We start from the raw sequence: 11,545 nt of genomic DNA, 5'->3' as shown, positions 1-11,545 counted from the left end.
GGCCCGGTACCAAGGCGCGGGCGCCAGCTCCAGGGCCGGCGCAAGAGCAGTTCCGCGCGAAGCTCAGCCCTGTTTGACGTTTATGACCGAGATAGCGGCTGTTGACGTGTCGTCCGGACCCTTCTCTTCCTGCTCCTGCCCCGCCTGGGCTTTGCTTTCGGCAGCGGGCGGTTCCACCGGAATGGGGGCCACCTGAACGGCAGGACGGGCATGCACGACCGGCTCCGCTTGGGCAGCCGGCTGGCTGCCAGCGGCGGGTTGTGCCGGTACGGCAGGTTGGGCAGCCTCGAGGCTGCTGGTGCCAGGTTGGGCAGCGGCAGGACTGGCGGGACCAGGTTGGCCAGGGCCGGCTTGCGCGGGGACGGGGATGACGGTAACGGCGGGAGTTACGGCGGAACTGCCGCTCCCCGTTACATGGGCTGTCCCGGAAGCCCCACCAGCCGTTGCTGCTCCAGAAGTCTCCGGCCCATTCTTGGCCGGCAGCGGCTCAACGCTGATCGGCTGCCCGCCGTACTCGGCGATGTCGCTGGCGAGGCTTTCCAGCATCCCCTCCGCTTCGGTGACCATTTCCGCGTCACCCGCGGCCAGGCCCTTGACCAGGTACTGCGCCAGGGCGAACTCCGCGGACAGGGCGGCCCGGCGCAGTAGGTGCTGGTCCGGCACGTCCCGCCGGCTGGACGTGTAGGCCGCCAGCACGGTGTCAATGAAGTCCTGCTCGTTGGACGCCACGAGCCAGGCAAAGTCGTCGGCAGGATCGCCGATGCGCAGATCGGTCCAGCCGGTGACTGCGGTAACCCGTCCGGACTCCACCAAAAGGTTGTCCTCGTGCAGGTCGCCGTGGACCACGCAGGGGTTGAATCGCCACAGGGACACGTCCTCCATGGCGTGTTCCCACCGGCGCAGCAGCGTGGCAGGAATTCGCCCGGTGGTTGCTGCCTGGTCCAGTTCGTTCAGCCTCCGCTGGCGGAATTCGTTGGGGGTGTAGCTGGGAAGGTCGGCGTTGCTGACCAGTGACCGCGGCAGGTCATGGATCGCCGCCAGGGCGGAGCCGATCTCGCGGCCCAGGCCGGCCGGGCCCGAGGTGAGTTCCTCCACGCTGCGCGTACTGCCGGACAGGTGCGAGTAAACGAAAGTGCTCAGGGTCCCCAGGCGGACGCTGCCGGCCACAGTCGGCATGAGGAACGGCAGTTCCGCCCGCACCCCGGGCGCGAAAGCCCGCAGCACCAGGAATTCCGTTTCCAGCCGGGCGCTGGCCTCGGCGTGCCGCGGCGACCGGACCCGCCAGCGCTTTCCCTCGGAGTCTAGGAGCAGGGCTGAGTCGAAGTCCGCGGGATCATCCGGCGCAGAGCTAACGGCCGTCGGGGTCAGTCCGGGGACTGCCGCGGTTGCAATCGCCGCCAGTTCAATCGGTTTTCTTCTCACCGTTCCACGGTAAGTTGCGCGCCGTCCCAGAAGGCGGTCCGGCCGCGGCGAGTCTTGAGATAGCTGCAAATAGGGGGGGGCACCCCCGCAGGCGATTGCCCGGGAAATGTGAAATGTCGGTGGCAGTCAGTACGGTGGAACCATGAGCCACACGGAGTCCATAACACCCGTCCACCAGGCTGTGCCTGCACCACTGCCGGCAAACCACCTTGTTGACACCCTGCTCCCTGTGCGGCCGGCCCTGGTGGACCGCGGATCTGCCGTTCGCGGCCGGCCCGGCATGGTCGATGAGTTGCTGGCCGGTCCGGAGGCGGTGGCCGCAGTCTTGTCCCGGCGCCAGGGACTGGTGCGGGGCAGCAACCTGGTCCTGACCGGGGCCAGGGACCTCCTTGCGGAACTCACGGAGGCAGGATCCGCGCCGGAGCTCATCGTGTACCTGGGGTCGGCACTACCCGACGCCGATCTCCCAGCCGGTACCGAACTGCTGCTGTTCGTACTGCCTGAACCCGCGGAGCCAGGCACTGCCGGGATTCCCGCCGATGCAGCCTGGGCCGGGTTCAGGGAGGTCGCGGCAGGATTGACCGCCACTTCCACTGCCCTTTTCGTGGAGTCCAGCGCCATCGCCAACTGGCACGCAGCCCACACCCACTGCCCCCGCTGCGGCACACCCACCCAGGTGGAAGCCGGCGGCTGGGTGCGCCGGTGCCCGGCAGACAACTCCGAGCATTTTCCCCGGACCGACCCCGCCATCATTGTCACGGTGGTAGGCCCGGACGGCAGGCTGCTCCTGGGCGGCGGCGGCCCCCTGGATGCACGGAACTACTCCACCCTGGCCGGATTCGTTGAGCCCGGGGAGTCGCTCGAGGAAGCGGTGGTCCGCGAGATCCAGGAAGAGGTGGGAGTGCGTGTCACCGCCTGCCAGTACCTGGGCTCCCAGTCGTGGCCGTTCCCGGCCTCCCTTATGCTTGGATTTACCGCCGTTACCGACGACGCTGAGGCAACGCCCGACGGCGTGGAGGTCACCAGGGCGCGCTGGTTCAGCCGCGACGAACTCCAGGAGGCGGTGCTCAGCGGGGAGATCACCATTTCCACCAGGCTCTCCATCGCCCGCTCGCTGATTGAGCACTGGTACGGCGGCCGGATCCAGGACCTGGCCGGCGCCTAAGTTATTCCATCCACCAGACACCAGCACGCGGTAGTCGAGAAACAAAGCAGCAGAAGTGACTACAGAGAATTTTGATGGATCAGGCTCCCTTGAGGACCGGATCCTTGGAGGGCTGGACGACGAACAGCGTGAGGTGGCCAGCACCCTGAACGGGCCGCTGTGCGTGCTGGCCGGGGCGGGAACCGGAAAGACCCGCGCCATCACGCACCGCATTGCCTACGGTGTGCACTCCGGGGTCTACACCCCGCAGCGCCTCCTCGCAGTCACCTTCACCGCCCGCGCCGCCGCTGAGATGCGCAGCCGCCTGCGGGACCTCGGCGCGGGAAATGTGCAGGCACGGACCTTCCACGCGGCCGCCCTGCGGCAGTTGCAGTTCTTTTGGCCGCAGGCTGTAGGCGGCACGCTGCCCAACCTGCTGGACCACAAGGCCCAGCTGCTTGCGGAGGCGGCCCGCCGGCTCAGGCTCAGCACCGACCGCGCATCCATCCGCGACCTTGCCTCGGAAATCGAGTGGGCCAAGGTGTCAATGCTGACACCTGCCAACTACCTGGAAAACGCCCAGGGGAGGGGCGCGCCCGGCGGGTTCGACCTCACCGCGGTGGCGCGTGTCTTCCAGGCCTATGAGGACGTTAAGACCGACCGCAACGTGATTGACTTCGAGGACGTCCTGCTGATCACGGTGGGCATCCTGCAGGAGGACGAAAGGGTGGCCGCCACCGTTCGCGAACAGTACCGGCACTTCGTGGTGGACGAATACCAGGACGTGTCACCGCTGCAGCAGCGGCTCCTGGAGCTCTGGCTCGGCGGGCGGGACGAACTCTGCGTGGTGGGCGACGCCAGCCAGACCATCTATTCCTTTACCGGCGCATCGCCCCGGCACCTCCTGGACTTCAAGGCCCGCTATCCGCAGGCCAATGTAGTCAAGCTCATCAGGGACTACCGTTCAACGCCGCAGGTGGTGAAACTGGCCAATGACCTGCTGGCCGGCCGCCCCAGCGGAGGGCCTGCCGCCGACGCAGCCTGGGCCACGCCCCTGCAGCTCGTGGCCCAGCGTCCTGCCGGGCCTGCACCGCAGTTCACCGAGTGCACGGATGATGAAGCGGAAGCCGCCACAGTGGCGCAGAAGATCAAGGCACTGCTCGACGCCGGCACTCCGGCCAGCCAGGTGGCTGTCCTTTTCCGCACTAACGGACAGTCCGAGGCGTACGAGCAGGCACTGGCAGCGGCGGGCATTGGCTACCAGCTTCGGGGCGGTGAACGCTTCTTTGCCCGCAAGGAGGTTCGGGACGCAATCCTCCAGCTCCGCGCAGCCACCAGGGCTGTGTCCGAAACGGATACCCCCGAACCTCTCGGGCAGCTGGTGCGCGACATCGTTTCCTCCCTGGGCTACACCGAGTCCGCGCCGCACAGTGGCGGCGCCCTGCGCGAACGCTGGGAGTCGCTGGCTGCCCTGGTGGCGCTGGCCGATGAGCTCGTGCAGAACCGCGGAGCCCAGTTCGGCCTGGCGGACTTCGTTAACGAACTCCAGGAACGCTCGCTCGCCCAGCACGCGCCCACCGTGCAGGGCGTCACGCTTGCCTCCCTCCATGCCGCCAAGGGCCTGGAATGGGATGCCGTCTTCCTGGTGGGCCTTAGCGAAGGGCTGATGCCTATTTCCTTCGCCGATTCGCCCGAATCGGTGGATGAAGAACGCCGCCTGCTGTATGTCGGGATCACCCGTGCCCGCGAACACCTGTCCCTCTCATGGAGCACGGCAAGGACCCCCGGGGGCCGGGCCAACCGCAAGCCGTCCCGGTTCCTTGACGGCCTGCGGCCTGACTCGGTAGCAAGCTCAAGTACCCGGGGGAAGGGAACGGTGCCCCGCCGCAAGGCTGCCGCCCCCGCCGTCTGCCGGGTCTGCGGCAGCATGCTTGCCACCGGAGCTGAACGGAAGGTGGGACGCTGCAACGCGTGCCCGCCCACCTACGAGGAACAGACCTTCGACGCCCTCCGCAGCTGGCGCCGGGAAGTGGCGCAGTCCGCGGACGTTCCGGCGTTCGTGGTGTTCACCGATGCCACCCTCACGGCCATAGCCGAGGCGCGGCCGGCGTCGCTGGAGGAGCTGTCCGGGCTCGCCGGCGTGGGTCCCTCCAAGCTGGAGAGGTACGGGGAAGACGTCCTCCGGGTACTGGCTGAAAGCTCCGTCCTGTGAGGCGCAGCCCCAGCAGCAGTTCCCGGCAGGCACCCGCCCGGCGGGCAGCGCCCCAGCCGGCCGCGGCCTTGGCCACTGCCGACGGTTTCCCCGTGGAGGTGCGGCGGTCTGCCCGGCGTACCCGCACGGTAGCTGCGTTTTGGGAAGACGGGACGGCGGTGGTTGCCATCCCGGCCCGGTTCACTGCTGCGCAGGAGCGGGAGTGGGTCCAGCGCATGCTGGAAAAACTGCACAGGCAGGGGGAGCGGCGGGCAGCATCCGGCCGGCGGCGTCCTGCCACCGATGAGGCCCTTGCAGCCCATGCGGCACAGCTGTCCGCCAAGTATCTTGGCGGCCGGTCACGTCCTTCCGCCGTCAGGTGGGTGGGCAACCAGAACTCCCGGTGGGGTTCTGCCACCCCGGCCGATGGAACCATCCGGCTGTCGGACAAGCTGCGGCCCATGCCGCAGTGGGTCATCGACTACGTCCTGCTCCACGAACTGGCCCACCTCCTGGTGGCCTCCCACAGCGCGGCGTTCTGGAAGTTGCTGGAGGCGTATCCGGAGACCCGGCGGGCCAAGGCATTCCTCGAGGGTGTCTCGTATGCCACGTCCCGGGGGCTGGCACACCAGGGCCTGAAGCAAGATGCGGCAGGGAGCCAGACAGACACCGGGCAGCTGCAGGGAGACTGGTTGGCAGACGCGGACTAGGCCCTTCCCGGGGAATCCGGCCTTTGTTCCGGCGGGTTAAACACCCCGGCGGGCCAGGAATTCCTGGCCCGCCGGCTAAGTGTCAGCCCCTGGGCTGGTCGGTTCCGCCGTCGTCGTCCTTGCCCCGCGAGTCCTTGCCCCCGGCGTCCCCGTCCCCACCCTCGGAGCTGTCGGCTTCGGCGGTGTCCTCGAATCCGCCGCTGAGCAGCTTCTGCAGGGCATCATCCACTTCGCTGTCGCTGGCTTCGGCGAGCTTGCGGCGTGAGCTGAAGCCCTTCGGGTCATCCAGGTCCTCGGCGGTGGGCAGCAGGTCGGGGTGGTGCCAGATGGCGTCACGGCCTTCGATGCCGCGCTCTTCCTTCAGGCTGGCCCACAGGGTGGCGGCGTCGCGGAGCCTGCGCGGCCGCAGCTCGAGTCCCACCAGGGAAGCGAAGGCGTGTTCGGCGGGGCCGCCGGTTGCCCGCCGGCGGCGCACTGTTTCGCGCAGCGCGCCGGCGGACGGCAGGACCTTCTCGGTGGCAGCAGCGGTGAGTTCGTCCACCCAACCTTCCACCAGGGCCAGCGCCGTCTCGAGCTTCTTTAGCGCCTGTTCCTGGGCGGGGGTCCGCTGCGGCATGAAGACACCCTGGGACAGGGCCTCCTGGATGCCCTCGGGGTTGCTGGGGTCCAGGTCGCGGGCAAGCTCCTCGATGCGTGAGGTGTCGATGTGGATGCCCCGGGCGTATGCCTCGATGGCGCCCAGCAGGTGTCCGCGCAGCCACGGAACCTGTACGAAGAGGCGCGCGTGCGCGGCTTCCCGCACGGCAAGGAACAGCCGGATGTCGTTTTCGGGCAGGGACAGGCCTGCACCGAACGCCGCAACATTGGTGGGCAGGAGCGCCATTTCCAGGTCGGCGAGCGGCACGCCGATGTCAGTGGAGCTCACCACGTCCTGGGAAAGGGCACCGATGGCCTGCCCCAGCTGCATGCCGAAGATCGCGCCGCCCATGTTCTGCAGCATGGACGAGGCCCCGCCCATCATGGCTTTCATTTCCTCGGGCATCTGCTCCGTCATGGCGGAGGACAGGGCGTTGGCGATGCTGTTGGCCACGGGCTCAGTGAGCCGCTTCCAGGTCCCCAGCGTGGCCTCCACCCACTCGGCGCGCGACCAGGCTTTGCCGATCAGGCCGGTGGAGGGCAGGTCGGTGACGGGGTCCAGCCACAGCTCTGCGAGGCGGAGGGCTTCGTCGACGTCCCGCGACTGCTGCGCAGTGACCGACGGGTCAGAGCTGCTTGCGGCTACGCGCCGGGCATTGTCGTGGGCCAGGGTCCAGTTGACGGGGCCCTCGGACGGGGCGCTCATCATCGCCTGCACCTGGGAGAACATCTGTGCCAGCAGGTTGGGGTCGTCCGGGAGGCCTGCAGCCTTGGCGAGTTCGGCGGGGTCGAAGTTTTCCATCCCCTTGCCGCCCATCAGATTCTGCAGCATTTCGGTCAACGGATCCTTCGGATTGTCGTCGCCGTTGGACGGATTGAGTGGGTTGGAGGTCATGGTCCCGCCGATCGATGGTGTGACTGTTGATCAACCTTCACGGTACCCCGGCGGGGGTCGGCTGTCTGCCGTCCGCCGCCGTCGTTCGCTCTAGGCAAAGCGCCCCCGCCGCGCCGTCACCGCGTAGTGTTGGGGGGTGACTACAACCCGTGGCGGACATCCCTCCGAGGACCACGTTCCCGACGTTTCCCCCTTTTCCACTCCCGCGCCTGTGGGCGCCGGCGGTCCACCGGAAAGCACTGGTGGAAGCGGCACCGAGGGCGCCGGAGGCGGCTCCGGGGATTACGACGGCGGGCAGCCCCGCAGGCGGCTTTCCACCATGATGGTTGCCGGGCTGGCGGCGTTGGGGTTGGGGATTGCCGTGGGTACCGTTCCAGTGCCCTATGTCATCGAGTCTCCCGGGCCCACCTACAACACCCTGGGGGAGAGCCAGGGCCATCCGGTGATCAATGTCAGCGGCCATGAAACCTATCCCGCTGCCGGGAGCCTCGATCTGACCACGGTGTACGTCGACGGCGGCCCCACGGGCTCCGTCAGCATCCTCGACGCCTTCTCCGCCTGGCTGGACGGCTCCAAGGCCGTATACCCGGTGGAGTTGATCTATCCGACCGGCACCACCAAGGAAGAGGCCCAGGAACAGAGCGCGGTGGCCATGGCCACGTCGCAGGAGAACGCCGTGGCCTCCGCACTGAACGAACTCAAGATCCCGTTCGGCCAGCAGCTCCAGGCCGCGGACCTGTCCAAGGACTCGGCGTCGGCAGGAAAGATCCAGCAGGGGGACATCCTCAAGGCCATCAATGGCAAGGACATCACCTCACTGTCCGTTGTCCAGGATGAGCTGGCCGCGGGCAAGGGAGCGCCGGCAACGGTGACAGTTGAGCGGGCGGGCCAGCCTGTCACGGTCCAGATCACCCCCAAGGACAATGGCCAGGGCCGCTTCATCCTAGGTGTCATGTTGAAATATCTCTTCACTTTCCCGTTCCAGGTGCAAATCTCGCTGGACAAGGTGGGCGGGCCCAGCGCAGGCCTCATGTTCTCGCTGGGCATTATCGACACCGTCACGCCGGGCGACCTCACGGGCGGCAAGCACATCGCCGGCACGGGCACCATATCCCCGGACGGAGCGGTGGGCCCCATCGGTGGCATCGGCCAGAAGATGCGGGGGGCGCGCTCCGCCGGGGCCACCCTCTTCCTGGCGCCCGCCGCCAACTGTGACGAGGTTGCCGGCCACGTTCCCGACGGACTCCAGGTGGTCCGGGTGGAGAACCTCGCCGGGGCCCGGCACGCGGTGGAGCTGGCGGGAAGCGGGCAGGACACCTCCGCACTTCCGTCCTGCACCGGCAAATAGCACCGGCGCCAGCACTAGACTGAGCCCAACTAGACTCGACAGGAACTAAGCTCCACCGCCACTCGTGGCACAGATGACGGACGAAACCAGCCGTTTGACCGGTACCGTACGTCGCTCGCACGCTTCGAATCTCGACGACCAGCTATGAGGTACCCAGTTTGTCCCGTCCCGCCAGCACCATGTCCACAGGCAGGCCCCCTTCACGACGCGGCGCCCTGACGCCCACCTTGATCGTCGTCGCCCTGGTGGTGGTGGGGTTCATCTTCTTCGCCAACGTCTGGACCGACGTCCTCTGGTACCGGCAGCTGGGCTTCGTCGAGGTCTTCATTACCGAGAACCTCGCCAAGATCGCAACATTCGCGGCCGGCTTCGCCATTATGTTCGCGGCCGTCTTCTTCTCGATCCGGATTGCCTACAACGCCCGGCCCGTTTACGCGCCTGACTCGGAGGTGCGGGACAACCTCAACCGTTACCAGGCACAGCTGGAGCCTGTCCGCAGGATTGTCATGGTTGGCCTGCCGGTCCTGTTTGGCTTGTTTGCCGGCAGCGCAGCCGCCAGCCAGTGGCAGAAAGTCCTGCTGTTCTTCAACCAGGTGGGCTTTGGCCAGACCGATCCGCAGTTCAACATGGACATCAGCTTCTACCTGATGACCCTGCCGTTCCTTGGGTTTGTGACCGGATTCCTGATCAGCGTGGTGGTGATAGCGGGCATCGCCGGCATCCTCACCCACTACCTCTACGGCAGCATCCGGCTGATGGAGCGCGGCGTGTTCACCAGCCGGGCCGCGCAGATCCACATCGCCGTCACGGGCGCCGCTTTCCTGGTGCTCCTGGGCGTCAACTTCTGGCTGGACCGCTACTCTTCGGTGCAGAGCAACGGCGGCCGCTGGGCCGGTGCCCTTTACACGGATGTCAACGCCGTTATCCCCACCAAGGCCATCCTCGCGGCGGCCGCGGTCCTGGTGGCCATCCTGTTCATCGTGGCTGCCGTCATCGGCCGCTGGCGCTTGCCGGTGATCGGCACTGCCATGCTGATCATCACTTCCATCCTGGCCGGCGGTGTCTATCCGTGGGTCATCCAGCAGTTCCAGGTCCGCCCATCCGAGCAGACGCTGGAAAGCGAGTACATCAAGCGCAACATCGATAACACGCGCAAGGCCTACGGCCTGGACGGCATCCAGGAAACCCGTTACGACGCCACCAATACGGCCAACACCGGGGCCCTGGCCCCCGATGCCCAGACGACAGCCAACATCCGCCTCCTGGACCCGAACCTGATTTCGGATGCTTTTGCGCAGCTGGAACAGTACCGCCCGTACTACCAGTTCCCCAAGGCCCTCAACGTGGACCGTTACGAGGTGGACGGCAAGATCCAGGACACCGTGATCGCGGTCCGGGAACTGAACCCCACCAACGTACAGACCAACCAGCAGGGCTGGCTCAACCAGCACGTGGTGTACACCCACGGCTATGGAGTGGTGGCCGCCAAGGGCAACAAGTTCACGGCTGATGGCAAACCTGAATTCCTGCAGTCCGGCATTCCGTCAACAGGCGTGCTGGGCAACGACAGCACCTACGAACCCAGGATCTACTTCGGCGAGTCCTCACCCGAATACTCCATCGTGGGCGCCCCCGACGGCGCCACGCCCCGTGAGCAGGACCGGCCCTCCGGCAAGGAAGGGGAGGGGGAGACCCAGTACACCTTCAAGGGCAACGGCGGCCCGAACGTGGGCTCGTTCTTTAACAAGATCCTCTACGCCATCAAGTTCCAGTCCTCGGACCTGCTGCTGTCGGACGGCGTGAACCCGCAGTCCCAGATCCTCTATGACCGCAGCCCGCGCGAACGGGTCCAGAAGGTGGCCCCCTACCTGACGGTTGACGGCGGTGCGTATCCGGCGGTGGTGGACGGCCGGGTCAAGTGGATCGTGGACGGCTACACCACCAGCCAGTACTTCCCATACTCGCAGCAGAAGTCATTGTCGGATGCCACCGCTGATTCGCAGACGAGCTCCGGCCGTGCCGTGGCCCTGCCCAACAGCACGGTGAACTACATCCGCAACTCGGTGAAGGCAACGGTGGACGCCTATGACGGTTCGGTCACCCTGTATGCCTGGGACGATACGGATCCTGTCCTGAAGGCCTGGCAGAAGGTCTTCCCCTCAACGCTGAAGCCGTATTCAGAGATGTCCGGCGCCCTGATGAGCCACGTCCGGTACCCGGAGGACCTGTTCAAGGTCCAGCGTGAACTGCTGGGGCAGTACCACGTGACAGATCCCACCAGCTTCTACAAGAACAACGACGCGTGGAGCACGCCTGCCGATCCCACCGTGAGCACGGACGTGAAGCAGCCGCCGTTCTACATGTCGCTGCAGATGCCGGACCAGCAGAAGCCTGCCTTCCAGCTGACGTCGTCGTTCATCCCGCAGATCGTCAACGGAAACGCCCGCAACGTCCTGTACGGCTTCCTCGCCGCTGACTCGGACGCAGGCAACCAGGCCGGCGTGAAGGCGGACGGCTACGGCAAGCTGCGGCTCCTGCAGATCCCGCCGGAAACTCAAGTTCCCGGTCCCGGGCAAGCGCAGAACAAGTTCAACTCCGATCCCACGGTGTCCCAGGCGCTCAACCTGCTGCGGCAGGGCGCCTCGGACGTCCTGAACGGCAACCTGCTGACCCTGCCCGTGGGCGGCGGCATCCTCTACGTGCAGCCGGTCTACCTCAAGTCGACGGGTGAGACGTCCTACCCGACGCTGCAGCGCGTCCTGGTGGCCTTTGGTGACAAGGTGGGCTTCGCGCCTACCCTGGACGCCGCGCTCAAGCAGCTCTTTGGCGGGGATTCCGGGGCGGCCGCAGGTGACTCCGCCAACAACGGCCAGACGCCGGCTGGTCCGGCGGCGCCCACCACACCGGCGGAGGCGGATGCGAAAGCCCAGCTGAAGGCGGCGCTGGATGAGGCGAACTCGGCTATCCAGGCCGGCCAGAGCGCGCTTGCGGCCGGCGACTTCGCTGCCTATGGTGACGCGCAGAAGAAGGTTGCGGCGGCGCTGAAGAAGGCCATGGACGCCGAGGCTAAGATCCCGGCCACTGCTCCTGAGGCCAACCCGGCCCCCGCAGCATCCGCCTCGCCTTCGGCCACGCCTGCACCGTCCGCCTCAGCGGGGCGGTAGTACGACGGCGGCAGCCCGGCACTTGAGCCCTTGGG

General features: G+C 66.9%; 7 protein-coding genes. 5 read left to right on the top strand and 2 right to left on the bottom strand.

Features of this window, described 5'->3' with window-relative positions; genetic code table 11:
* Positions 1-63: 63 nt before the first annotated feature.
* Entirely contained in the window at positions 64-1,422 is a 1,359-nt protein-coding gene (locus JCQ34_RS12540) for a macrolide 2'-phosphotransferase (RefSeq protein ID WP_286397966.1), read from the bottom strand.
* Between the two features lie 142 nt (positions 1,423-1,564).
* Between JCQ34_RS12540 and nudC the strand changes: the two genes are divergently transcribed.
* The 3 genes from nudC (at position 1,565) to JCQ34_RS12525 (ending at position 5,467) form a co-directional block, all read left to right on the top strand.
* Positions 1,565-2,587 (top strand): NAD(+) diphosphatase, encoded by a 1,023-nt coding sequence (gene nudC / locus JCQ34_RS12535; protein WP_286397965.1) that lies wholly within the window; start codon positions 1,565-1,567, stop codon positions 2,585-2,587.
* Positions 2,588-2,642: 55 nt separating this feature from the next.
* Positions 2,643-4,778: an ATP-dependent helicase gene (locus tag JCQ34_RS12530; protein WP_286397964.1), complete on the top strand. Its 2,136-nt coding sequence runs from the start codon at positions 2,643-2,645 to the stop codon at positions 4,776-4,778.
* Positions 4,779-4,846: 68 nt separating this feature from the next.
* Positions 4,847-5,467, top strand: coding sequence for a M48 family metallopeptidase (locus JCQ34_RS12525; RefSeq protein WP_286404500.1), 621 nt, complete (start codon positions 4,847-4,849; stop codon positions 5,465-5,467).
* A gap of 82 nt (positions 5,468-5,549) precedes the next feature.
* Here JCQ34_RS12525 and JCQ34_RS12520 read toward each other — a convergent pair whose 3' ends face one another.
* The gene (locus JCQ34_RS12520) at positions 5,550-6,998 is read right to left on the bottom strand and encodes a zinc-dependent metalloprotease (RefSeq protein WP_286397963.1); all 1,449 of its coding nucleotides are present in this window, start codon (positions 6,996-6,998) and stop codon (positions 5,550-5,552) included.
* A 136-nt stretch (positions 6,999-7,134) separates the two neighbouring features.
* Between JCQ34_RS12520 and JCQ34_RS12515 the strand changes: the two genes are divergently transcribed.
* Together JCQ34_RS12515 and JCQ34_RS12510 are read left to right on the top strand one after the other, a co-directional pair.
* The gene (locus tag JCQ34_RS12515) at positions 7,135-8,346 is read left to right on the top strand and encodes a YlbL family protein (RefSeq protein WP_434738909.1); all 1,212 of its coding nucleotides are present in this window, start codon (positions 7,135-7,137) and stop codon (positions 8,344-8,346) included.
* A gap of 179 nt (positions 8,347-8,525) precedes the next feature.
* Positions 8,526-11,510, top strand: coding sequence for a UPF0182 family membrane protein (locus JCQ34_RS12510; protein WP_286404497.1), 2,985 nt, complete (start codon positions 8,526-8,528; stop codon positions 11,508-11,510).
* Positions 11,511-11,545 lie beyond the last annotated feature (35 nt).

Origin of the sequence: Pseudarthrobacter defluvii (assembly GCF_030323865.1) — a bacterium.
GTDB lineage: Bacteria > Actinomycetota > Actinomycetes > Actinomycetales > Micrococcaceae > Arthrobacter > Arthrobacter sedimenti.
Note: the sequence above shows the minus strand (reverse complement) of the source record. Positions and strands in the feature narration are given on the sequence as shown.